This window comes from Myxococcaceae bacterium JPH2 (assembly GCA_016458225.1).
Taxonomy (GTDB): domain Bacteria; phylum Myxococcota; class Myxococcia; order Myxococcales; family Myxococcaceae; genus Citreicoccus.
This window is the reverse complement of sequence record JAEMGR010000015.1, coordinates 80,268-102,614: the sequence shown is the minus strand read 5'-3', so window position 1 is coordinate 102,614 and position 22,347 is coordinate 80,268. Positions and strand designations below refer to the sequence as shown.

17 protein-coding genes are annotated in these 22,347 nt (G+C 71.0%); 8 read left to right on the top strand and 9 right to left on the bottom strand.

The features are described from left to right. The first annotated feature begins 174 nt into the window (after nt 1-174). Nucleotides 175-1,038, top strand: a complete 864-nt coding sequence (locus JGU66_22445) for a deoxyribonuclease I (GenBank protein ID MBJ6763538.1) — start codon at nt 175-177, stop codon at nt 1,036-1,038. Nucleotides 1,039-1,106: 68 nt separating this feature from the next. Further along, entirely contained in the window at nt 1,107-2,735 is a 1,629-nt protein-coding gene (locus JGU66_22440) for a carboxypeptidase regulatory-like domain-containing protein (GenBank protein MBJ6763537.1), read from the top strand. A gap of 19 nt (nt 2,736-2,754) precedes the next feature. On the opposite strand, the gene JGU66_22435 is transcribed toward JGU66_22440, so the two are convergent. The 5 genes from JGU66_22435 to JGU66_22415 all read right to left on the bottom strand — a co-directional run bounded on the left by JGU66_22435 (nt 2,755) and on the right by JGU66_22415 (nt 6,024). Next, the gene (locus JGU66_22435; GenBank protein MBJ6763536.1) at nt 2,755-3,318 is read right to left on the bottom strand and encodes a winged helix-turn-helix transcriptional regulator; all 564 of its coding nucleotides are present in this window, start codon (nt 3,316-3,318) and stop codon (nt 2,755-2,757) included. Nucleotides 3,319-3,473: 155 nt separating this feature from the next. Further along, nucleotides 3,474-4,109 carry an EcsC family protein gene (locus JGU66_22430; protein MBJ6763535.1) on the bottom strand — a complete coding sequence of 212 codons (636 nt, stop codon included), beginning with the start codon at nt 4,107-4,109 and terminating at the stop codon, nt 3,474-3,476. Nucleotides 4,110-4,139: 30 nt separating this feature from the next. Further along, nucleotides 4,140-4,583, bottom strand: coding sequence for a hypothetical protein (locus tag JGU66_22425; protein ID MBJ6763534.1), 444 nt, complete (start codon nt 4,581-4,583; stop codon nt 4,140-4,142). Nucleotides 4,584-4,686: 103 nt separating this feature from the next. Beyond that, nucleotides 4,687-5,079, bottom strand: coding sequence for an aspartate 1-decarboxylase (locus JGU66_22420; protein MBJ6763533.1), 393 nt, complete (start codon nt 5,077-5,079; stop codon nt 4,687-4,689). A gap of 102 nt (nt 5,080-5,181) precedes the next feature. After that, nucleotides 5,182-6,024, bottom strand: a complete 843-nt coding sequence (locus tag JGU66_22415) for an LEA type 2 family protein (GenBank protein MBJ6763532.1) — start codon at nt 6,022-6,024, stop codon at nt 5,182-5,184. Nucleotides 6,025-6,109: 85 nt separating this feature from the next. Between JGU66_22415 and JGU66_22410 the strand changes: the two genes are divergently transcribed. The 4 genes from JGU66_22410 to JGU66_22395 all read left to right on the top strand — a co-directional run bounded on the left by JGU66_22410 (nt 6,110) and on the right by JGU66_22395 (nt 10,805). Continuing rightward, on the top strand, nt 6,110-7,696 hold the full coding sequence (locus tag JGU66_22410; GenBank protein ID MBJ6763531.1) for an alpha/beta fold hydrolase: 1,587 nt from the start codon (nt 6,110-6,112) through the stop codon (nt 7,694-7,696). A 12-nt stretch (nt 7,697-7,708) separates the two neighbouring features. Further along, the gene (locus JGU66_22405; protein ID MBJ6763530.1) at nt 7,709-8,443 is read left to right on the top strand and encodes an ATP-binding cassette domain-containing protein; all 735 of its coding nucleotides are present in this window, start codon (nt 7,709-7,711) and stop codon (nt 8,441-8,443) included. Beyond that, nucleotides 8,440-9,612: an ABC transporter permease gene (locus JGU66_22400; protein MBJ6763529.1), complete on the top strand. Its 1,173-nt coding sequence runs from the start codon at nt 8,440-8,442 to the stop codon at nt 9,610-9,612. The genes JGU66_22405 and JGU66_22400 overlap by 4 nt, the downstream gene beginning before the upstream one ends. A gap of 125 nt (nt 9,613-9,737) precedes the next feature. Then, a complete protein-coding gene (locus JGU66_22395; GenBank protein MBJ6763528.1) occupies nt 9,738-10,805 on the top strand; it encodes a DUF2804 domain-containing protein in 1,068 nt (355 codons plus the stop codon). A 9-nt stretch (nt 10,806-10,814) separates the two neighbouring features. Here the strand turns inward: JGU66_22395 and JGU66_22390 are convergent, their stop codons facing one another. Beyond that, complete coding sequence (locus JGU66_22390; GenBank protein ID MBJ6763527.1) at nt 10,815-12,149, bottom strand: hypothetical protein; 1,335 nt, start codon at nt 12,147-12,149, stop codon at nt 10,815-10,817. A gap of 560 nt (nt 12,150-12,709) precedes the next feature. On the opposite strand from JGU66_22390, the gene JGU66_22385 reads away from it, so the two are divergent. Next, nucleotides 12,710-13,744 (top strand): zinc ribbon domain-containing protein, encoded by a 1,035-nt coding sequence (locus JGU66_22385; GenBank protein MBJ6763526.1) that lies wholly within the window; start codon nt 12,710-12,712, stop codon nt 13,742-13,744. Here JGU66_22385 and JGU66_22380 read toward each other — a convergent pair. The 3 genes from JGU66_22380 to ppsA all read right to left on the bottom strand — a co-directional run bounded on the left by JGU66_22380 (nt 13,741) and on the right by ppsA (nt 20,135). Further along, on the bottom strand, nt 13,741-15,105 hold the full coding sequence (locus tag JGU66_22380) for a phosphoenolpyruvate kinase (GenBank protein MBJ6763525.1): 1,365 nt from the start codon (nt 15,103-15,105) through the stop codon (nt 13,741-13,743). The genes JGU66_22385 and JGU66_22380 overlap by 4 nt on opposite strands. Nucleotides 15,106-15,127: 22 nt before the next feature. After that, nucleotides 15,128-17,683 (bottom strand): ERAP1-like C-terminal domain-containing protein, encoded by a 2,556-nt coding sequence (locus tag JGU66_22375; GenBank protein ID MBJ6763524.1) that lies wholly within the window; start codon nt 17,681-17,683, stop codon nt 15,128-15,130. Between the two features lie 136 nt (nt 17,684-17,819). Continuing rightward, complete coding sequence (gene ppsA, locus JGU66_22370; GenBank protein MBJ6763523.1) at nt 17,820-20,135, bottom strand: phosphoenolpyruvate synthase; 2,316 nt, start codon at nt 20,133-20,135, stop codon at nt 17,820-17,822. Between the two features lie 153 nt (nt 20,136-20,288). Here ppsA and JGU66_22365 point away from each other — a divergent pair, with 153 nt between their 5' ends. After that, nucleotides 20,289-22,316, top strand: a complete 2,028-nt coding sequence (locus JGU66_22365; GenBank protein ID MBJ6763522.1) for an MASE1 domain-containing protein — start codon at nt 20,289-20,291, stop codon at nt 22,314-22,316. Nucleotides 22,317-22,347: the final 31 nt, after the last annotated feature.

Here is a 22,347-nt window from a genome sequence, read left to right as displayed (position 1 = left end):
GCGGGCCCGGACGGTCGCGGGAGACTCTCCCTCTGACGCAACGCGCACCGCCGCTCCGGCCCTTCTTGTCTGGCCGCTATTGCGTGTTGTTGCGAGAAAGAGGATTGCTGGCCGAGCAGGGGATTCAGAAGATGGGTGCCGATGTCCTGGGCCCATCGGATGAGGTTCCTGTTCATGCGACTGCCGTCGTGGGTGTTGTGCGCCGTGGTGTCGGCTGTGTTCGTGGTACCCACGCTCGCGCACGCGGGCTCGTACCTGCGGGTGGTGAGCTGGAACCTGCGGCACGAGGGGTGGGCCGCGGAGCAGACCTATCTGGATGATGCCCAGCAGATCTGGAACCAGTTCGGCTCCACGAGCACGTCCAGCGCGGGTTGCGACGTCGTGTTCCTGCAAGAGGTGATGTACGCCTCGGCGGCGCAGGGCATCGCGCAATCGCTGACCCAGGTGTCGGGGGTGGCGTGGACGGCGGTGGTGACGCCGGCGCTGGGGCGCTCGTCCTACAAGGAGTCCTACGCGGTGCTGTACCGCGCGGACACGGTGGAGCTGCTGTCCTCCACGGTCTGGGATGACGTGGACGACGTGTTCGAGCGCGAGCCTCAAATCGTCAAGGTCCGTCACGTGCCCACGGGCGAGGACTACACGTTCCTCAACTGGCACACCGTGTTCGGCACGACAGCGGACCGCAAGGCGGAGGCCATGGCCATCCAGCCGGTGTTCGAGGCCGTGCAGTCCGAGAGCGGCACGGACCAGGATGTCATCCTCGTGGGCGACCACAACCAGGCGGGCACCGCGGCGGCCTGGGCTCCGCTGAAGGCCACGGTCCCGGCCGTGTCGTGCAAGCTGAACACGCCCACCACGCTCAACTCCTCGGGCGGCTTCGCGAGCGCGTATGACCACTTCTGGTTGCAGGACGCGTACGTGACGGAGTTCTCCAGCGCCGGTCGCGATTACGTCGAAGACACCTTGGACTTCGTGACGCGTGTCTCGGACCACGCGCCGGTGTGGATGTCTTTGTATTCCACCGGCGACACGGATTGAGGCGCGGTCGTCTCATCGCGCTGCTGAGTGTGGGGGTGGGCTTCCTGCTGCTCGCGGGATGGCTCGCCCTGCCTGTTGCTCGTCGCGCCGAGGGTGTCTTTCCGAGCGAGCCCTCGGCCCCGCCGGTCGCGACCGCGCCTTCGCCGCGCGTCGATGCGTCCGTGCCTTCGGGACTTCGCCTGCGCGCGACGTTGGCCGGAGACCATCCGTTCCGAGGTGAGGCGCGCTTGGGCGTGGCCTTCATCTCCGAGGCGGACCGGCTCACCTGGGAGCGCGCTCAGCGCGAGGGGGAGCGCGCGGGCCCGTCGCGGTTGGAGGAGCTGGCCAATGTCTCGACGTGGTCGCCCGTCGCGGTGGCGCCCACGGCGGGCGGTGGTCAGGTGGGGCCCGTGGACGTGCCTTCCGCGCCGCGCTACCGCGTGCTCGCGTGGGAAGAGGATGGGACTTCCTGGTCCGGGGACTGGATGTCGGGGGAGCCGCCGCGCTCGGGTGAGGTGGACCTGGGCGTGCTGCGCGCGACGCCGCCCACGGGTGTGCGGGTGCGGCTCTTGAGCACCCACGCCGACGCAGGGCCCTTCTCCCTCCGCGTGGAGCGCGGCGTGGATCCCCTGCCGGCCGAGGCTGAGCGGGCCAGCGCGTGGCTGTCTTTCGTGCGGTTGGCGGCGCCCGCGCTGGCGGCGGCGATGCGGGATGGCTCGCCGCTGCCTGTCTCGTCAGGGCAGGACGCGGTGCTCGCGCCGCTGCCCCCGGATCGACGGGTGCGCTTGTGGTTGCGGGCCCGCTCGGGACAGGAGGCGGGGCCCGTGGAGGTGCCGCTGCGCGAGGGCCGCATCGAGCCCGTGACGCTGGACGCGGACCGCCTGTTTCCCGGGGGCGTGGCGGGCACGGTGACGTTGCATGGCCGGGTGCTGCTGGGGGACTCGTCGCGCGCGCCGCCCGACGCGGTGGTGGAGCTGCCTGGAGGACGTACCCTGGCGGTGGCGTCGGATGGGCGCTTCCTCGCGCCGGAGCTGCCCGCGTGGCGGCCCACTCGCTTCACGCTGCGGGTGCCCGAGCCCTCGCGAGGCCGACCCGTGGCGCCCGCGCGCTGGGCCTTCACCTTCACCCCGACCGCTGGCCGCACGGAGGCGGAGGAGGTGTGGAAGGTGCCTGTGTATCGCTGGTTGCTCTTGCAACTGGATGGCTTCACGCAAGGACAGCTCGCGACGCGGACGCAGGCGCCCTTTCCCGTGTACGCGTTGCAGCGCCGAGACGAAGCGGGGGCGTGGCGTGACGTGGCGGCGGAGGCGTTTCTCCCGGAGCCCGAGGGCCTCGCGGTGTCGCTCACTTCGCCGGGGACATACCGAGTGCTCATCGCGACCTCGCCCGTGGCGGTGAGTCCGAGCCCGGCTGTCGCGCTCAACGAAGGGGACTCGGAGGTCGCGGTCTCACCTCGACTGGGAGAGGAGGGCGTGCCCTGCGAGGTGCAGGTCACCGAAGGAGGGCGGCCGGTGTACGGCGCCGAGGTGACCGCGGTGGGAGAGGTGGCCTCGCTGCCGCCGCTGCGCGGACACACCGACGCGGAGGGCCGATGGCGACTGGGCCGGGTGAAGGGGGGCGCGCTTCACGTGGAGGTGGGCGCGAGTGGACACGCGCCATGGGAGCGCGAGGCCGCGGCGGAGTGCCTGCGGTCCGGGCGCATCGAGGTGCGGTGGTAGAGGACCGGACTCGCGGTCCTCAGGCGGGGCTGGCAGCCAGCTCCACGCCGTCCGTCAACTCCACGGGGGCGGGAGGGGCCTCTTCGCACTCGGCGTTCTCGTTGGCGGCAAGCTCGTCCGCGCGAATCTTGTGTCCGAGCGCCTCCACCCACAGCTCCAGCATGTCCACCAGCGCGCTGCGCACCTCTCCGCCGAGGGGCGACAGCAGCTTGGCCATGCGCTCCTGGACGACGGAGTCTGCCTCGTCCGCGAGGGCGCGGCCCTTGTCGGTGAGCCGCACGCGCACGCGGCGCCGGTCGTAGCGCACCGAGCGCTCACGGCGCACGAGCTCGGCATCCTCCAGCCGGTCGAGCAGCCGGCTCAGGCGAGGCATGGCCATGCCTCCCAGGCGGTCCGCGAGGACGTTGACGGGCAGCAGGCTCTCCGCTCGGAGCCACCACAGGGCCTGCAGCTCCAAGGGCTCTACGTCTGCATGGGGCAGGGACGAGAGCGGACTGGCCAGCGCACCACAGCGGGCAACATCCACCAGCAGGTTGCGCAGCCGCGCCACCTGCACCCGCACTTCCGCCGAGAGTTCCGACATCTTCATGTCTCCATCTCTCGGGGGCCTGGGCTCCCCGCCGGCCCGCGGATGCCCTGGCGACCCGTATCGCGGGACTGGATGTCCCGCCCCTCCACAACGCCACATTCAAGGTGGCATATCGGTCCGACGGCCCAGGGGAGGGCCTCGGTGCCGCGTCAGCTTCCTGTCGCCTTCTTCTGCTGATGGACCTTCGCCTTGGCGTGAGCCTTGTCGAAGCCCTCGTAGAAGCGCAGCGCCTGCTCTCCCACCATCTGGATGTGCTGGTTGTTGAAGTAGGCGGTGATGGGCGCCGCGACGAGGGGCATGGCGCGTCCCAGCGTGGCCATGCCGCCGCGCTCCAGCATGATGGCCGCCAGCTTGCCCATCACCTTGGGTCCGGTGCGATGCAGCGGGCCCAGGCCGTTGGCGTAGCCGAACAGGTCCAACAGCTCGCCGCGCGCTCGCTCCGTCTTGAGGTTCGCCTTGTAGAGCGTGGCGACGTCCGTCAGGAGGACGAGCTGGAGGTAGGCCATGAACAGCAGGTCCGCGGGCAGCGACACGAGGCCGAAGACGCCGCTGATGCCGCCCACCATGCTGGCCAGGTTCTTCTTCTCGTCGATGAGGCGCTGCGCCAGCTCGCGCGTGGCCGCGGAGGGGTAGCGCTTCTCCAGGTTCGCCACGCGCACCTTGGCGCGCGCGACCTCCTGTTGGACCAGGTCCGACAGCCGCATCGACGCGAGCTTCTTCAGCTCAGCGGGCGACAGCTTCTTCATGAAGCGGAGTCGCTCGGTCACGGAATCGTAGATTGCCATGTGCCTCTCCTCGGAGCGCGGACGGTCCTTCTAGTAACCCCGCTCGGCCAGATAGAGGTCCACCAACGCGCCTTCTTCGTACCAGGCGTGCCGCATCTCCGCGTTGAACCAACGCGAGTCCGGCTTGGCGCTCCGCACCTCGAGCTTCACCATGTTGGTGTCAGTGTCGATGATGGCCGCGCGCGCCTTGCAGGCGGGGCCCACCTGCTCGCCATAGCCACCCTCGAGGCACACCTCGTCACCCACGGCGAGCCGGCGGGTGTACTCGGTTCCCAGATAGAGGGCTTCGTCACACGAAGCGCGCACGGAGGACTTGCCGTGCGCGGCACAGCGACTCGAGGCGGGCGCCTTCACGACGGGGATGTTCGTGGTGAGGGCATCCTCGTCGTTGGGGTCTCGTCGGAAGGACGAATCGTGAGTGCAGGCCGACAGCCACAGCGCGCCAGCGCCGACGCCCATCCACATCCGCCTCATCGAATCAGTGCCTCCGGGCCCGCGCCTGACGCGCGCCCTTCTGGAAGAAGAGAACGGCGAGGAGCATGGCAGACCCCTCGGGCCCGGCAAAGCACACAGGTTTTCAGGCGCTACGGCGGGCAGGACCGGGGACTTCCTCGGTGATGCCGTTGACCTGACGGTTCTTCGCGTCCACGAAGACGACGGTGGGCTTCCAACCGGCCAGCTCCGACTCCTCGACCTCCGCGAAGGTGGCGATGATGACGAGGTCGCCCGGCTGGTTCAGGTGGGCAGCGGCACCGTTGATACAGATAACACCGGAGCCCGCCTCACCTTCGAGTGCGTAGGTCTCCAGTCGTGTCCCGCGCGTGACATTCCAGATGGCAACCTTCTCGTACGGAAGGATGTCGGAGGCGCGCAGCAGGTTCCGGTCAATGGTGACCGAGCCCTCGTAGTCCAGGTCCGCCTGGGTCACGGTTGCTCGGTGAATCTTGGACTTGAAGAGGATTCGTCTCATGGTTGACACCCCGGTGGGCGCCGCAACGCTAACGGCTCCTGAAGCCGAGGACAACTCCGCAAGCGGGGGACTCCCCGCTCGCCTCGTCTCAGGTCGGGCTTTCTATTTAATGAAGTTGACCAGCTGGGTGAGGTTCAGGGGCACGGACTGGGCGTCGGAGGTCAGCCGGCCGTCCAGACGCACCTGTGTATTGCCGCCGGCTCGGACCGCCAGGGCGGCGGCCGCGGCGCGGGTCAGGTTGATGGTGAGGGGCAGGCGGACCTGGCGCGTCCCGCTGCCGTCGAGGGTGCCCAGGTTCCCGGTGGACAGGGTGCCGACGTCCGCGCCGGCGACTTTCAGGGCGCCGGTGATACCCGCGATGGGCAGCGCGAAACTGTTTCGGTTGGTGATGGCCAGGGGGAACTCGACCGTGGCGCTGGTGAGGCCCACCTGGGTGATGTGTGGCGCCTGGAATTCAACGTGCGGAATCTTGGGCACCTCGAAGGTGCCTTCCTTCTCCAAGGGGAAGGTCAGCACGCCGATGGGCGTCTGGATGCCCACGCTGCCCTGCGCCTTGTACGCGGCTTGATCCTTGTTGAGGAACGTCTCCACCACCGGGACGATGTCCGCGAACTTCACGTTGGCGGGGAAGACCAGCTCGCTCTTGCCGTGGGCCTTGAGGTCCAGGCCCTTGGGCGGCGAGCCCGCCACCACCTGCTTGCCCTCGACGAAGAAGGCGTAGCTCACCGAGGCGAGCTCCAGGCCGAAGCTGTTGGGGTTCTCCACCTCGTACACCAGGTTGACGGTGGCGTTGGACAGCGAGGCGTCCGCGAGCCGCGCGGTCTTGAAGCTGATGCGCGGCTTCTTGAACGCGTTCTTCATCAGGTTCTGGAGCGATGCGCAGCCGGCGAGCGTCGTGACGGCCAGAACGAACAGGACCAGGAGCGAGCGTTTCTTCATGGGCATGGGCGTACCACCGACGGACCGCGGTGGCTCGGGATTCAAGGGCAGGAGGCGGGGGCGGCAGGTGCGCGAGACGTGGGGCGATGCTATGCGGCGTGTCCCCGCTCCGCGATGGAGGTCGACGCCCGTGTCAGGTGGCATCAATTCGCACCCCCGCTTGCATCCACCTCGCGCCGCGCCCTTGGGTGTCTCGCATCGCCGGGGTGGAGGGCTGTGGGCGTTGGGGCTCCTCGTCCTGGGGGCCTTGGCGGTGGCCGCGTGCGCGCGCCCGTCGGGCAGCGTGGAGGGCGAGCGCCGGGTGCGGTTGACCCCGTGCCGACTGGAGGGCACCTCGGCGCCGGCCCAGTGTGGGACCTATGAGGTCTTCGAGGACCGGGCCGCGCGGACGGGGCGGAAGATTCCCCTGCACGTGGTGGTGGTGCCCGCGCTGTCCGCGGAGGCGGAGGCGGATCCGCTGTTCGTGTTGGCGGGAGGTCCGGGGCAGGCGGCCTCGCGCTCCGGTGTGTTGCCGGTGCTGGAGCAGATCCGCCGCCATCGCGACATCGTGCTCGTGGACCAGCGCGGCACGGGGGACTCGAACCCGCTGCGGTGTGACGCGCTCAGCGGCTCGCAGTCCTCGCTGGCCGCGCGCTTCGATGACCGCGGTGACGCCGAGGCCATGCAGCGCTGCCGCGCGAAGTGGGACGCGGACGTGCGCCTGTACACGACCTCCATCGCCATGGATGACCTGGACGACGTGCGCCAGGCGCTCGGCTATGCGCGGGTGAATCTCTGGGGAGTGTCTTACGGCACGCGGGCCGCGCTTGTTTACATGCGCCAGCATCCGGACCGCGTGCGCACGGCCATCCTCGATGGCGTGGCGCCCATGGGGCTGTATCTGCCGCTGTATGCCGCGCGCGATGGGCAGCATGCGCTGGACGCGCTGCTGTCTCAGTGTGAGCAGGATGTGACGTGCTCGGCGGCGTATCCATCGCTGCGTGCTCGCACGGAGGCGCTGCTCGCGCGCTTGGAGGCCGCGCCCGCGAAGGCCCGCGTCGCGCACCCGCTCACGGGTGTTCCCGAGGACTTCACCCTCACGCGCCGCGCCTTCCTCGCGGAGGTGTTCTCGCTCTTGTACAGCCCGGACCAGGCCGCGCTGGTGCCGCTGATGCTGGACCGCGCGACGCGCGAGGACTGGGCGCCGCTGGTCGCGCTGGCGCTGGGCGGCGGGCGCGCGTTGGAGAAGTCGATGAGCCCCGGTCTCTTCTTCGCGGTGGTCTGCGCCGAGGACGCGCCCTTCTTCACCGTGGCGGACGCCGAGCGCGAGGCGCGGGGCACGTGGTTCGGCGCGGACTCGCCGCGCTCGGTGCTGGAGGTCTGCTCGCGCTGGCCGAAGGCGACGCTGGTGCCGGGCTATCGCGAGCCGGTGGTGTCGGCTGTTCCCACGCTGCTGCTCTCGGGTGAGTTGGACCCCGTGACGCCGCCCGCGTGGGCCGAGGAGGCGAAGCGCACGCTGAGCCACTCGCTGCACGTGGTGGTGCCGGGCGTGGGCCACAACACGGTGGCCGCGGCTTGCGCGCGCACGCTCATGTCGGAGGTGCTGTCGCGGGGGAGCGTGGAGGGGCTGACCTCCACCTGCGGCGCGAATCTGAAGCGGCCTCCCTTCTTCACCTCGTTCGCGGGTCCCGTGCCCTGAGAACCGCTCGCCATGATTGAAGCCATCCATCTGCACAAGCGCTTCGGCGCCGTCACCGCCGTGGAGGACGTGTCCTTCACCGCGGCGGATGGCGTCATCACCGGATTGCTGGGGCCCAACGGCGCGGGCAAGACGACGACGATGCGCATGCTCTACACGCTGGTGCGGCCCGACAGCGGGACGGCGCAGGTGGACGGCGTGGACGTGGTGCGCGACCCCGAGGCGGCTCGGCGCGCGCTGGGCGTGCTTCCGGACGCGCGCGGTCTCTATCCGCGCCTCACCGCCCGCGAGCACGCGCGCTACTACGGCGAGCTGCACGGCCTGCGTGGCGCGGCGCTCGATGCGCGCGTGGCGGAGTTGGTGGAGCTGCTGGACATGAAGGACATCGCGGACCGGCGCACGGAGGGCTTCAGCCAGGGCGAGCGCGTGAAGGTGGCGCTGGCTCGCGCGCTGGTGCACGGCCCGCGCAACGTGCTCCTGGACGAGCCCACCAATGGGCTGGACGTGATGAGCACCCGCGCGGTGCGCGCGCTGCTGCGGCGCTTGAAGGCCCAGGGCTGCTGCGTGGTGTTCTCCAGCCACGTCATGCAGGAGGTGGCCGCGCTGTGTGACCGCATCGTCGTGGTGGCGCGGGGCCGCGTGGTCGCGGATGGCACGGCGGACGCGCTGCGGGCTCGCACGGGCAAGGACAGCTTGGAGGAAGCCTTCGTGTCCATCATCGGCAGCGAGCAGGGGTTGATGGAATGAGACGCCTGATCGGCACGGTCTTCCGCAAGGAGCTGCGGGACCACTTCCGCGACACGCGCGCGCTGGGGACCGCGGTGCTCTGGCCCTTGCTGGGCCCCGCCGTCTTCCTGGTGATGTTCAACCTCATGGCCTCCTGGTATCGCCAGGACCGTCCGCTGGAGCTGCCGGTGGTGGGCCGCGCGCACGCGCCGAGCCTCATGGCCTTCCTGGAGCGCTACGGCGCGCATCTGTCCGAAGCGCCCGCGGACTACGAGGAGCGGATCCGCGCGGGCTCGCTGGACGCGGTGCTGGTGGTGCCCGAGGACTACGCCCAGGACTTCTCGGCGGGCCACACCGCGTCGGTGAATCTGGTGGTGGACAGCTCGCGCAATCAGGCGCGCCACACCATCGAGCGCGCCCATCGTTTGCTTCAGGCCTATGGGCAACAGCTCGGCGGACAACGACTGTCCGCGCGCGGCGTGGTGCCCGAGCTGGCCGTGCCCGTGCAGGTGGAGGAGCTGGACTTGTCCACGCCCGAGCGCTCGGCGGCGAGCGTCCTCAACATGGTGCCGCTGTTCCTGGTGCTGGCCACGTTCGCGGGCGGCATGTCGCTGGCCAGCGACACCATGGCGGGAGAGCGCGAGCGCGGTTCGCTGGAGCCGCTGCTGCTCAACCCCGTGCCCCGAGGCGCGCTGGTGGCGGGCAAGTGGCTGGCCACGGTGTCGATGGCGTGTGGCGCGGTGCTGCTCAGTCTGGTGGCGTACATGCTCGTGGTGCGGCGGGTGCCCTTGGAAGACCTGGGCCTGAAGGCTCGCTTCGATGGGCCCGCCGCGCTGGGCATGCTGGCCGCGGTGTTGCCGTTGGCGCTGGCGGCGTCGGCGGTGCAGATGTGGGTGTCCACGTATGCGCGCTCCTACAAGGAGGCGCAGACGTACCTGTCCCTGCTGATGGTGTTGCCCATGCTGCCCGGCATGGTGCTGGCGCTGTCGCCGATGCAGAGCCAGACGTGGATGTTCGCGGTGCCCGTCTTGGGGCAGGAGCTGCTCGCGGGCGAGGTGATGCGCGGTGAGTGGCTGGGGCCTGTGCCCTTCCTCCTGGCGGCGCTTTCGAGCGGGGTGGCTGCATTCGTATGCCTGCGCTTCACGACGCGGCTCTTGTCGCGCGAGCGCATCATCTTCGGGCGCAGTTGAGGGAATTCGCGTCCGGCGCCGCACATTCTTGGGGAAGCGGCCGGGCGAGGAGGACTGTCCGGGCACATGCCCGAGCAGTAACTCCACGTGACAGGGTCAGGTGACTGGCCTCCAATGGTGGACAGATGACACTCGAATCCCACGCCATCCTTCCCGCTGCTCCCGCGTCCGTGGCCACGTCGCAGGGCGAGCCTCGGTTCGGCACGTACCAGGGCGAGCTTCCCGAGGTGGACCTCCCGCGACTGCTGGGCCCGTGGGCGCCCGCGCGCGTGAAGCGATTGCTCCGGCAGAAGCGGTGGCACTACGCCTTCGCGGCCACGCCCGAGGTGGCCGTGCTCTTCGCGGTGGTGGACCTGAGCTACTCGTCCAGCGCGTTCGCGGTGGCCGTGGACCTGAAGGAGCGCAAGCCGCTGTGTGACGTCAGCTTCCTGGGCGTGCCCGGCCCGCTGACGGTGGTGGGAGACAAGCCCGGCGCGGGCCTGGAGGCTTCCTTCCGGACGCTCGGGGGGCGCATGGCGGTGCGTCGGGGCGTGGACGATGAGCACTACCGCGTGGACCTGGACGTCAGCCGCCTGCGCACGAAGGGCATGCAGGCGTTCCGATGGACGGGCGAGCTGGCCGTGGCCGGTGGTCCTCCAGCGCTCACCGTGATTGCTCCCGTCGAGGGGGACGGGTTGGTGAACGTCACGCAGAAGCGCGGCGGGCTGTTGTCCTCCGGAACGTTGGAGGTGGCCGGGCGGCGCTTCTCGATGGACGGGGGCGTGGGCGGCATGGACTACACGCAGGGCTACCTCGCGCGACACACGTCGTGGCGCTGGGCCTTCGCGGCGGGAAAGCTGGAGGACGGGACGCCCCTGAGCCTCAACCTGGTGGAGGGCTTCAACGAGAGTTCCACCGAGGCCAACGAGAACGCGCTGTGGCTGGGTGACAAGCTGTATCCGCTGGGCCGCGCGCGCTTCGAATACAACGCGAAGGAGCTGTTGGACCCATGGCGTCTCACGACGGTGGATGGTGCGGTGGACCTGCGCTTCAGGCCGTTCTACGCGCACCGCGAGGACCGGAACCTGCGCCTCGTGGTGAGCCGCTTCGCGCAGCCGGTGGGCTCCTTCGAGGGCACCGTGCGCGTGGGCAATCGCACCCTCACGTTGTCCGGCGTTCCTGGCGTGACCGAAGACCAGGACATGCTGTGGTGAGCCCTCGGCTCAGGGCGCGCTGACCTCCACGGGGAAGAGCCGCTCGGAGGCGCGCAGTCCCTGGGCCGTGCGGGCCTCCTCTCGCTGGAGGTGGCCCGAGGTGTCCACAATGGCGCGCGTGGTTGTCTCGTGCGTGGTCGTGGTGAGCGCACGGGGGCCGCGGGGTGCGTCCTTGCGCAGCGTGAGCTGCACGGCGGCGGCGAGCGAGCCCTCCGGGCGATACACGTCGAGCACGCGCTCCGCGTCGCGCGAGGACTCGGCGAGCAGCTGTCGGGTGGCGAGGTCGGCGGGTTCGGCGGTGAGGCCTCGCTGGGTGGCGATGCTTCCCTGCACGGACTTCGCGCCCTGGCGTGCCTCGTACTTGTAGCCCTGCTTGGGGTCCTTGCGCAGCGTCACTTGAAGCGCGAGGACTCCGTTCTCCGCGCGGGCGGAGCGGTACTCGAGGAGCTGTCCCTGCGCATCCGCGAGCGCGGTGGTGGTGGTGTCCTCCGCGCGCAGGTCGCCCTCGGCGGCAGGCCAGAGGAGGCTGGTGGTGGACTGCGTGCGGTGTGGTGCGGCGGGCAGCGTGGGGAGGTCATCGCGGGTCCGCCACACGAAGCCCACGAGCTGGCCTTCGAGGCGCACGGCTTGGATCTCCTCCCACGGCTCGGGAGGACGACGCGGGCCGGGCACCTGGAGGGACGCGGCGAGGGCGGTGGTGATGCGGTGGAACGTGCGCGCATAGCCGGGCTCGTCGTGCGCGCAGAGCAGCGGGAGGTCCTTGTCCGCGTGCACCATCAGCTTGAGCTGTCCCGCGCCGCGCTCGCCTCCCTTCGTGGGGGCTTCGTAGTCCACGTCCAAAAAGAGCGCGGGCGTGTGCGCGACCTCCACCAGCTCCGTGAGTTCCATGTGCTTCACGGTGACGCCCGGGCCCTTCTTCACGGTGTCCGCCAGCGCGAGCAGGGCGCTGGCCGCGTCCAGGGGGCGCTCGTAGACGAAGCACACGAGGGGCGCGCTGGTGCCCAGCGGCACGGTGACCCGGACCACGCCTTCGCCGCGCGACAGGGTGGGAGGTGCCTTGCCTTCGACCTCCGCGATGAAGGTGCCCTCGGGCGAGGCGACGCGCTGGTGTGGCAGGTCGGGAAGCTCGCGCGCGGCGGGGCCCGTGGGCTCTGGTTTCGCGGGCGGGGTGGGGGACGTGGCTTCGACGACGGGCGCGGGTGTCGGCGCGGCGCTCGGCGCAGGAGCTTGCGTGGACGCGACGGTCATCCGCGTGGGCGCGGCGCAACCCGCGATGAGTCCCAACAGGAGAAGGGCACGCCACAGGCCGAAGTGAAAGGGGGCGCCAAGTCGCTCGCGATTCATCCGGGATAGCCCCTGTTCCCGCCCGTGGCGGAGGTGAGTGGTGAGGTCTCGGCGTTCGTGCCGGGGGGCGCAAGCTAACGCGGGAAGGCGTCAGCGTCATCGCGACGCCGCGTGCAGTCGCGGAGAGTGCGGGGGAGCAAGGAACCACGCGGGCATGGCGGCGGGATTGCCTGGCCCGAGGTCGGCGACGATGCGCCCGCGTGTTCAATGGGTGTGCTCGGGAAAGAGGAGCGGTGCTCATGGCACGGCCACACGACGGTGAGCGCGCGTGCTCGACGCGAGACCTCGCGAGGAACCGCGTGCTCAGCGCGCGGCGATGGGATGGGGCGTGAGCGAGGCTTGATGGCGAGCCCGCTGGGTCGTCACTCGTGACGAATGGACATGGGGTGCCGTGCTCTTCTTCGCGCCGCGACAGGCATCGTGAGAAGGGGTGAATGAATCCGCCGACACTGTGCCTGCTGTGCTCATGGCGTGGCGTCATGATGGCCACTGGGGGTGATGCGTGGTCCTGTCGCCGCGAAACGGTAGGCTGGCACCGCGCTCGCTGCTACGAGGCTTTCATGTCCTGTCCGTCTTGTGGTCAATCCTTGCCGTCGACGCCGAGCGAGGCGTGTCCCCACTGTGGTCATCCACTCGCTCCCGCGACGGGCATCGATGCCGTGGCGCCCATCGTCCAGGACGTGACCGAGGGCGCGCGTCAGGCAGCGGAGGCCACGGGGCGCGTGGTGGAGCGGGTGCTCGATGATCCGCGCCTTCGCGAGCGACTCCCGGGGGGGTCACTGCCATTGCTCGGCGCGGGGTTGGTGTCCACCGCGGTCGTGCTGCCGTGGGTGTTCGGACTGGCGTATGCCGTCCCCGCGCCCTGGGCCTTCGTCATGCTCGTGGGCAGCGCGATGCTCGTGGCTCGTGAGCTGCGCGCCTCGGGCCGTGCCTTGCCGGAAGCCATCGTTCGCATCGTGGACGTGGCGGAACACCGCGCCTTTCTTCCGCTCTTCACCGCGCTCACGCTCACGCATGCGTTCGTGCAGCTTGGGATGAGTCTGGCGTCGCTGTTGTGGCTCCTCGCCGCGGTCGTCCTCGGCTTCGTGCAGTGGCGCGCTTTCCGTGCCTCGCCCGCGTGGGCAGAGGAGGCTTCTCGCTCGCCCGAGGAAGTGCGCTTGCTGCGATGGGGGCTCGCGGGCGTCGCGGTGTGTGTCATGGCCTTGCTGCTCCCGTGGGGCACGGGCGTGGGCGTTCCCATCCCCGGCCTGCAGTTGCACAAGGAGCGCACCCTCTACGTGGGCCAGGACTTCAGCCACGACGTGGAGGACAAGGCCACGTGGAAGTGGGAGTCGGGCGCGGGGGGCTCGTGGCAGATCGCCATCCCGGGGCGGACGCGCCCCGGTGGTCAGTGGGTGGTGCTGAGCCTGCTGGCGCTCGCGATGCTGGTGTCCCTGCGCCGCGCTCGCGCCGCCGTGCCACCGCTCGTGCCGCTCCTGGTCGCGGGGGGCATCACCGTGTGGGGCCTGTTGGGAATGGCCTCACTGGTGGGCCCCTGGCTGTTCCTCGCGGGCGCGGTGCTCCTCAACGTCGCCGTGTGGCGTGACCGTCGCTAACCCGCGGCGAGGCGCGCGCGCCGTGACTCGACGATGGCTCGGAAGGAGCGACCGCGCAGCTCGTCCAGCGTGAGGCCGGTGCCGAGCACCTCCTCCTGCGTGAGCGCGCCGCAGCTCAGGCCCCGCAGGAAGAAGTTGAGCAGCCCCTGTCCGGTGGCCGCGTCGTCGAACACGTCTCCCAGCAGCGTCGCCTGGGCCGCCTTGTCCACGAAGGCCTTCAGGCGATGCGAGGCGGCGTCCAGTCCCTCCAGGAAGAAGGCATACACCGCCGCGTAGCGCACCGGGAGCTGCGCGGGATGCAGGTCCCACCCCTGGTAGTACGCGCGCTCCAGCGAGTGACGCGTGTGGCGATAGGCGAGCTGCCACGCGCGATGGACGGCCTCCGTGTTCTCTCGCTTCTGGGTGGCCAGCAGCTCGCCCTCGGCGGGCTTCTTGTGCGGACCCACGGGCAGGACGTTGGTGGCGCCGTCGGCCACCGCGACGCCCGTGCCCGCGAGCGAGACCTGCACCACGTCCCGCAAGAAGTTGCAGGCCGGGTGCAGCATGCCCTGGACGTGCGCGCTCACGCTGAGCGCCGCCGTGTAGTCATACACGCCCAGGTGCACGCTGGTGCATCGCCCCTTGGCGGCGGACACCAGCCGAGGCAGGTGCAGTCGCCCCGCGTGGTCGTACAGCGCCTGCGGGGTCTCCACCATCAGCTCCACGCCCAGCGCTCCGGGCGTGAGGTGGTGCGCGGACTCCAGCGCCTCCAGCAGCTCCGTCAGCGCTGCCACCTGCTCGGGCAGCGTCACCTTGGGCAGCGTGACGACGAAGGACGGCGGCACGCGTCCGGAGGTCCTCGTCACCAGCGTGGTGATGAACAGGTCGAGCGTGCGGGAGGCGCGCGCGAACAGCTCCTCGGTGAACGACTTCACCCGGATGCCGATGAAGGGCGGCAGGGTGCCTTGCATGAGTCCGCGCGCCATCTCCTCGGCGGCGGACACCGCGTGGCCGTCCTCCTCCGTGTCCGGGCGGTGCCCGTACCCGTCCTCGAAGTCGATGCGGAAGTCCTCGACCGGCTCGCGCTCGAGCTTGTCCACCACGCGCTCGTAGACGCGCTGGGCGAAGCGGCCCCGCTGCGGGAGGCCCAGGCTGTGGGCCAGCTCGGCGGCGTCGGGCGCGTACTCGCGCAGCGTCGCGAGCGCCAGGTCTCCCATCTTCCGCGCGGTCTCCGCGCGGAAGAGATGAGCGCCGCCATAGACGGAGTGCACCGGCTGGCGACGCGGCGAGTCCCCCGGATACGCGAGCGCGCTGGCGCGGTTGGCCTGGCGCAGTGCTTCGCGAGAGGGGACAGGGTGAGCAGGGTCGAGGGTGGTCTTCATGGGCGAGGAGCGGAGTGGCGCATCACGGCTGGCGCTTCAGCCACGCGGACACCTCGGTCGCCGCGCGCTCGCGCAGGGCCACGTCCTGGGCGAGGCGCTCCAGCGTCTGGCGCGTGGCCTGGTGGGCCTCGGTGATGGGCTGTGCGTCCAGCAGGGCGCGGGCCTGGTCGAGCTGCGTGCGCGTGCGCAAGAGGCCCAGGGCCTCCACCACGCGTCGCAGCAGCATGGGCGCGCCTCCCGCGCGGCCCACCACGTCCTTCCACTGCTGCTGCATGCGCTGCCACCACGCGTCGCGGCCGGTGCGGTTGGCCAGCAGCCCGGAGATGTAGCCCGCCGAGTCCTGCGTCTTCACCGTCTCCGTGAAGAGGAGCCCCTGCGCGCGCGAGGCCAGCGTGGCGTCCTCGAAGGCGGTGAGCGCCATCAGGTAGCGGCGCTGCGTCGCGGGGTCGGGCTCGGTCGGAACGCGCGCGAGGAGCTGCTCGAACAGCGCGGTGTCTCCGGCGCGGGCCACCATGCTGACCGCGGTGTCCAACAGGTTGGGCTCCAGCGCGTCCTTCTCGCCTTGGAGCATCCGCGCCACGCGGCCTCGGGCCTCGGCCACGGTCTCGGGGCTGCGAGCCAGTCCACCCACGGCGCGCACCAGCGCCGCGCGACGCAGCCGGTCCCGGTCGGACTCTCCGGCCGCGGGCTGCCACCCCAGCTTCTTCAGGCCGTCGCCCAGCAGGCGCTCCACCCAGCGGCGGAAGCGCTCCTGGTCGTCGCCTTCCACCAGCCGTCCCTCGACGTAGGCGAGCCGCCCCACCAGCTCGTCGAGGACCGCGTCGTCCTGCTCGCCGTGGTAGCGCCCCGCCAGGTCCAGGAAGTCCGACACGGACGCCTCACCCGCGCGCACGCGCGCCCACTGATCCGCGAGCAGCGAGATGCGCTCGGACGGAGCCAGCGCGGAGAGGTTCGCCGCCAGCCCCTTCATCGCGTTCGCGTCGTAGGCCACGCGGTAGAAGCCCGTGGCGCCCGCGTTGGCGCACAGCCAGCGCACCGGAGTCGCAGCGCCCTCCAGCGTCACCGTGGCCTGGGCGTCGCGCAGCAGCACGCGCTGCTCATGCACGCCCGCGGCATCCGCGAACCGCAGCACCACCGGCACCGGCCAGCGCTCGTCGCTGCGCATGCCGGGCTCCGAGTAGAAGCGCCGCTGCGTCAGCGTCAGCGTGCGACCCTCCACGCTCACGGACACGAGCGGATAGCCGCTCTGGCCAATCCACGCGTTGGCCAGCTCCACCACGGGCTGCTTCGCCGCGTCGCCCAGCGCGCTCCACAGGTCATTGGCCACCGCGTTGGCCCGCGCGTGCTTGCGCATGTACTGACGGATGCCGTCGCGGAAGGCGTCCTCGCCGAGGAAGCCTTCAATCATGCGCAGCACCGCGCCGCCCTTCTCGTAGGTGATGGCGTCGAAGTTCTCGCCCGCCTCGCCCGCGTTGCGCACCTCACCACGAATGGGGTGCGTGGAGCTGAGCGCGTCCAGGTGCAGGGCGCTGGCCTTGTGCGCGTCGAAGTCCAGCCACATGCGCCAGTCGGGGCGCCACTGGTCGACAATCTTGAACGCCATCCACGTGGCGAACGCCTCGTTGAGCCAGAGGTCGTCCCACCACACCATCGTCACCCAGTTGCCGAACCACTGGTGCGCCAGCTCGTGCGTCACCACCTCCGCCACGCGCTTCTGCACGGACAGCGGCGCGGTGGCCGGGTCCAACAGCAGCGCCACCTCGCGGTACGTGATGAGGCCCGCGTTCTCCATGGCGCCCGCCTCGAAGTCCGGGATGCCCACCTGGTCCACCTTGCCGTAGGCATAGGGCAGCCCGAAGTAGTCCTGGAGCCGAGGCAGCACGTGGAGCGCCACGTCCTGTCCGAAGCGCGTCAGGTGCGCCTTCTCCGTGAGGGCCCACGTGCGCACCGGCACGCCCTGCGCGCTCTCCGCGACAGTGCCCGACAGCGGGCCCACCACCAGCGCGATGAGGTACGAGCTGAGCACCTCCGTCTCCTGGAACGTCACGCGGCGCAGCGCCCCGTCCTGCTCTTCCTTCACCAGGGAGCCGTTGCTCAGCACCGTGTTGCCCGGGGGCACGCGCACGGTGAGCGCCCAGCGCGCCTTGAAGGCCGGCTCGTCGAAGCAGGGGAAGACGCGGCGCGCGTCGGCGGCCTCGAACTGGGTGGCCGCCACCTTGCCCGCCAGGTACAGGCCGCGCAGTCCCTCGGTGAAGCGCCCCGTCCACGCGACGTCCAGCGAGCCCGAGCCCGCGGGCAGCGCGTCCGTGAAGCGCAGCACCACCGTCTCGCTCTGCGGCATGACGTCGATGGAGGCGGGCTTGTGGGTCGCACCGCCGGCGCGGAAGGTGGCCTCGCTCACCTGCAGCGCGATGGCGTGCAGGATGATCTCGCGCGTGGGCTGCGCCAGCTCCAGGTCCACGGTCTGCTGCCCGCTGAGTGCCCGGGCCTCCAGGTCCAGCGTCAGGGTCGCCGCGTAGCGACGCGGGCGAACGGTGGTGGGCAGGCGGAAGTTCTTGTCTTCGGTCGGATGCGCCATAGGGAGGGGCAATCTAGCGCTGGCCGTGCCGGCTGCTCACCTCGCAAAGCGCGCCGGATGCAAAACACGCGTCCGGGGCCACCGAGGTGTCCGGCGCTACACGGCGCACCATCCCCTCGGGGCCCTGGGGTGGGACCTACCGGCGGCGTCGGGGGGACCGGCGCTCGCGCAGGAGCAGGCGCTGCTCGGCGGACGCGATGTGTCGCCGGGTGGCGGCCACGGCGTCGGGCGTGACGGAGATGGAGTCGATGCCCCAGTCCACCAGCGCCTCGGCGTAGTCGGGGTGGACCGAGGGGGCCTGCCCGCAGATGGAGGCCGTCATCCCCGCGCGCTGGGCGGCGCGGATGATGCGACGCAGGGCGTCCAACACGGCCGGATCCCGCTCGTCGTAGAGGGGGGCGCACCTCGAGCTGTCCCGGTCCACGCCGAGGATGAGCTGGGTCAAGTCATTGGAGCCAATGGACACCCCCGTGGCGCCCAGGCGCGCGTATTCGGGAATCCAATGCACCACGGAGGGGACCTCGGCCATCACCCAGAGCTGGAAGTGATGCCCGGGGCGCAGGCCGCTCTGGAGCACGAGGTCGCGGCACGCCTCCAACTCCCAGGCGGTGCGCACGAAGGGAATCATCAGGTGGAGGTTGTCCGAGCGCGAGCGCACGTCGCGCAGCGCCTCCAGCTCCAGCTTGAAGAGGTCCGGCTCGCTCACGTAGCGGAAGCAGCCCCGATACCCGATCATCGGGTTGGCCTCGGCGGGCTCGAAGCGCTCGCCGCCCTCCAGTCCTCGGAACTCGTTGGTGCGAAAGTCCGTGCTTCGGTAGATGACGGGGCGCGGGTGGAAGGCGCGGGCGATGGTGTCCAGCCCGTGCGACAGCCGCTCCACGAAGGCCCGTGACTGGCCGCGCTCCAGCAGCAGGCGCGGGTGTTTGCCTTCCAATGCTTCCAGCAGCAGGAACTCGGCGCGCAGCAGCCCCACGCCGTCCACGGGCAGCGCGCTCACCTCTTCGGCGCGCGAGGCCTCGCCCAGGTTGACGTACAGGCGCGTGCCGGTGACGGGCTCGACGCCGGAGGAGACCGGGGCTGTGCGCGGGGCCTTCGATGCCTCGGTGGCGCCCGCGCGGATGGTGCCCGTGCGCCCGTCCACCGTCACCACCGTGCCGTCGCGCAGCGCCGACGTGGCGGAGTGCGTGCCCACCACGCAGGGCAGGCCCAGCTCGCGCGACACGATGGCCGCGTGGCTCGTCATGCCGCCGCTGTCGGTGACGATGGCCGACGCGCGCCGCATGAAGGGCACCCAGTCCGGCGTCGTCATGCCCGTCACCAGCACCTCGCCGGGCTCCAGCTTCGGGCCCTCGTCGGGCGTGCGCAGCACGCGCACGCGTCCGCTGCCCACGCTGGGACTGGCCCCGAGTCCGCGCAGCAGCACCTCGCCCCCGCTCGACTTCGCGTCGGTGGGGCGTGCTTCCCCTTCCGCGGGAGCGCGCGGGCCCTTCGTGGTGACGGGCCGCGTCTGCACCAGATAGGTGTGGCCCTCCTCGATGGCGAACTCCAGGTCCTGCGGCCGGCCGTAGTGCTTCTCGGCGCGCAGACCCAGTCGGGCGAGGGCGCGCGCTTCATCCTCGGAGAGGCACGCCGCGTCGGCGCGCTCGGGCGGCACGGGGCGCATGCGCGTGACGCCGCTGTCCCGGTCGCGCACCAGCTCCCGCTCCTTGTGGGATACGACGCGCTCCTTCACGGAGAGGTCGCGCTTGTCGAGCACGATGCGGTCCGGCTCCACCTGTCCCGACACCACCGTCTCGCCCAGGCCCCACGCGGTCTCGATGACGACGCGCCCGGTGTCGCCCGAGGTGGGGTCCAGCGTGAACATGACGCCGGACTTCTCCGACGCCACCATCTTCTGGACGACGACGGCCACGAGCTGCTCGGTGGCGGCGAGCCCCTGCTTCGCGCGGTAGAAGAGGACGCGCGCGCCGAAGGCCGAGGCCCAGCAGTCCTGCACGCGGCGCAGCAGCTCCTCCGCGCCGCGCACGTTGAGGTGGCTGCGGAACATGCCCGCGAACGAGGACTGGGCCGCGTCCTCCACCGTGGCGGAGGAGCGCGCCGCGACCCAGGGAGAGGCACCCGAGTCCACCTTGCGACCCAGCTCGGCGTAGGCCTCCACGATGGCCGTGCGCACGGCGGGTGGCAGGGGCGCGCGACGCACGCGCGCTTGGAGCGTCTCCGCGGCGGAGTGGAGCGCGGCGGCATCATCCACGGGCAGCGTGTTCAGCTCCGAGCCGAGCGCCTCGCCCAGGCCGTTGTCGTGCACGAAGGTGCGGAAGGCCTCCACGGTGACGACGAAGCCCGGGGGGACGGGCAGGCCCGCGTGGGTCATCTCTCCCAGGTTGGCGCCCTTGCCTCCCACGGTGGGGGTGTCCCGGCGTCCCAGCGCTTCGAACCAGGCGATGAACCTCATGGTGGACCTCCCCAGCTGATGTCGCCAGCAAGGGATGGGGATGCGCGCGGCGCGCCACAAGCGAGGCGGCGCCCGAGGTGGGGGTGGGCTGCCGGCCTGCTCTGACAAAGCCTCCCAGGCGGACGGAGCATAGGTTGGAGCGGAGGAGGTGGCATGGAGGTCTTGCCCGGCGCATCCCGCGTGAGGGCCGCGCTGGGAGCGACCTGGGGACGCGCCCTCGCCCTGGGAGTCGCCTTTCTCGCTTTGCAGCGCATCAGCGCGCGCTTCCTCTTCGAGCCCCTGCGCGGCTCGGCGGTGTGGCTGCCCGCCGGCGTGAGCCTCGCCTTCCTGCTGCGCTCGCCCCTCCGCATGTGGCCGGCGCTCCTGACCGCCGTGCTGGGGGTGGAGTTCGGCATCGCCGTGGCGCAGGGCTTCCCCTCGCAGGTGGGCCTCTTGTGGGGACTGGGCAACGCGCTGCGCATGGGCCTGGGCGCGGTGCTGATGCGTCAGGTGCTGGGGACGCCCGTGCTGCTCATCCGGGTGCGGGAGGTCGCGGGCCTGCTGGTGCTGGGCTCGCTCGTCGCGGCGTTGCCGAGCGCGACGCTGGGCGCGCTCGCGTCCGTGCAGTGGTTGCAGTCTCCCTCGTTCTGGCGTGAGTGGGTGAGCTGGTGGCTCAGTGACGCCCTGGGCACCGTGCTGGTCGCGCCCGTGCTGCTGACGTGGTGGCCGCTGCGCTCGCGCGTGCCGCGGCTGGCCTCGGGGCTGGAGGTGGGGCTGGTGGTCGCGGTCGCGGTGCTCGTGACGGCGTTCCTCTTCCGTCAGCCCGCGAACGAGTCCTCGCCGGGCATCCTCGCCACGCTGCCCTACGCGGCGTTCCCCGTGGTCATCACCGCCGCGCTGCGCATGGGGCCGCGAGGCGCGGCGACGGTGGCCGCGATGATGGGCTCCGTCGCCATCTGGTACACGAGCCTGGGGCTGGGTCCCTTTGGCACGTTGAGCGTGGACAGCAATGAACAGGTGTTGTCCGTCCAGACGTTCCTCGCGGTGCTGACCTTGTCCGGGCTGACGCTCGCGGCGGTCGCGGCCGAGCGCAGTCGGGCCGAGAAGGCCCAGCGCGTCCTGGCCCAGGCCGGCGCGGTGTTGGGCGAGTCACTCGACTGGCGGGGCACGCTGCCGCGCGTGTTGGAGTTGCTGGTGCCGGAGCTGTGTGACGGCGCCGCCCTCTGGTTGATGCGACCGGACCGGACGATGGAGCCCCTGGCGAGCGCGGGCACGTGCTCCGCGCGCCCGCTGGATCCATCGCTGTCGGAGTTCAATCGTTCGTGGCGGGGACCGGGTGGCTCGGGGTTGGTGGCGCCGATGTGGACGGGAGGGCAGGTGGTGGGCGCGCTGACGGTGTGCACGGGGCCCGCGTCTCCGCCGTTGGGGCAAGGCGCGCAGGCGCTGGCGGAGGACCTGGCGCGCCGCTGCGCCCAGGCATTGGAGCGGGCGCGGTTGTTCGACGAGGCTCGCGAGGCCATCGCCGCGCGAGACGAGTTCATCGCCATCGCCGCGCACGAGATGCGCACGCCGTTGGCCGCGCTGACGCTGCGGGTGCACGGGCTGGAGGCTCGGCTGCGGCGGCCAGACGTTCCGGACGAGGTGCGGGACAAGGTGCAGCTGCTGGCGCGGCAGGTGTCGCGGCTCACGCAGTTGGTGGAGAACCTGCTGGACGTGGGGCGCATCAACACCGGTCGGCTGGAGCTGCGACGCGAGTCGATGGACCTGTCCGAGCTGGTGCTGGAGGTGGTGGAGCGCTTCCGCGACGCGGCGGCCCGCGCCGGCTGCGAGCTGCGCGCGTCGGTGGCGCCTCGGCTCATGGGGACGTGGGACCGGGCCCGGCTGGAGCAGGCGCTCACCAACCTGCTGGCCAACGCCATCAAGTTCGGCGCGGGTCAGCCCGTGGAGGTGTCCCTGGCGCGCGAGGGCGAGCGCCGGGTGCGGCTTCAGGTGTGCGACCACGGCATCGGCGTGCCGGAGGACGCGCTGGAGCGCATCTTCGGGCGGTTCGAGCGGGCCGTCTCCTCGCGGCGATATGGCGGGCTGGGGCTGGGCCTCTTCCTCACCCGGCAGATCGCCGAGGCGCATGGCGGCACGGTGTCAGCGAGCAGCCAGCCGGGCCAGGGCGCGTGTTTTGTCCTCGAGCTGCCGCTCGAATCGTGACGAGGCGGGAGGGAGGCGCTAGAGACAGGCC

What these genes read in the sequence shown, in the direction of transcription:
- JGU66_22410 (MBJ6763531.1), top strand. Translation starts at nt 6,110, where the DNA reads ATGCGGCGTGTCCCCGCTCCGCGATGGAGGTCGACGCCCGTGTCAGGT.
- JGU66_22435 (MBJ6763536.1), bottom strand. Translation starts at nt 3,318, where the DNA reads ATGTCGGAACTCTCGGCGGAAGTGCGGGTGCAGGTGGCGCGGCTGCGC.
- ppsA (MBJ6763523.1), bottom strand. Translation starts at nt 20,135, where the DNA reads ATGAGGTTCATCGCCTGGTTCGAAGCGCTGGGACGCCGGGACACCCCC.
- JGU66_22380 (MBJ6763525.1), bottom strand. Translation starts at nt 15,105, where the DNA reads ATGAAGACCACCCTCGACCCTGCTCACCCTGTCCCCTCTCGCGAAGCA.
- JGU66_22385 (MBJ6763526.1), top strand. Translation starts at nt 12,710, where the DNA reads ATGTCCTGTCCGTCTTGTGGTCAATCCTTGCCGTCGACGCCGAGCGAG.
- JGU66_22425 (MBJ6763534.1), bottom strand. Translation starts at nt 4,583, where the DNA reads ATGAGGCGGATGTGGATGGGCGTCGGCGCTGGCGCGCTGTGGCTGTCG.
- JGU66_22390 (MBJ6763527.1), bottom strand. Translation starts at nt 12,149, where the DNA reads ATGAATCGCGAGCGACTTGGCGCCCCCTTTCACTTCGGCCTGTGGCGT.
- JGU66_22375 (MBJ6763524.1), bottom strand. Translation starts at nt 17,683, where the DNA reads ATGGCGCATCCGACCGAAGACAAGAACTTCCGCCTGCCCACCACCGTT.
- JGU66_22365 (MBJ6763522.1), top strand. Translation starts at nt 20,289, where the DNA reads ATGGAGGTCTTGCCCGGCGCATCCCGCGTGAGGGCCGCGCTGGGAGCG.
- JGU66_22430 (MBJ6763535.1), bottom strand. Translation starts at nt 4,109, where the DNA reads ATGGCAATCTACGATTCCGTGACCGAGCGACTCCGCTTCATGAAGAAG.
- JGU66_22420 (MBJ6763533.1), bottom strand. Translation starts at nt 5,079, where the DNA reads ATGAGACGAATCCTCTTCAAGTCCAAGATTCACCGAGCAACCGTGACC.
- JGU66_22400 (MBJ6763529.1), top strand. Translation starts at nt 8,440, where the DNA reads ATGAGACGCCTGATCGGCACGGTCTTCCGCAAGGAGCTGCGGGACCAC.
- JGU66_22415 (MBJ6763532.1), bottom strand. Translation starts at nt 6,024, where the DNA reads ATGCCCATGAAGAAACGCTCGCTCCTGGTCCTGTTCGTTCTGGCCGTC.
- JGU66_22445 (MBJ6763538.1), top strand. Translation starts at nt 175, where the DNA reads ATGCGACTGCCGTCGTGGGTGTTGTGCGCCGTGGTGTCGGCTGTGTTC.
- JGU66_22405 (MBJ6763530.1), top strand. Translation starts at nt 7,709, where the DNA reads ATGATTGAAGCCATCCATCTGCACAAGCGCTTCGGCGCCGTCACCGCC.
- JGU66_22395 (MBJ6763528.1), top strand. Translation starts at nt 9,738, where the DNA reads ATGACACTCGAATCCCACGCCATCCTTCCCGCTGCTCCCGCGTCCGTG.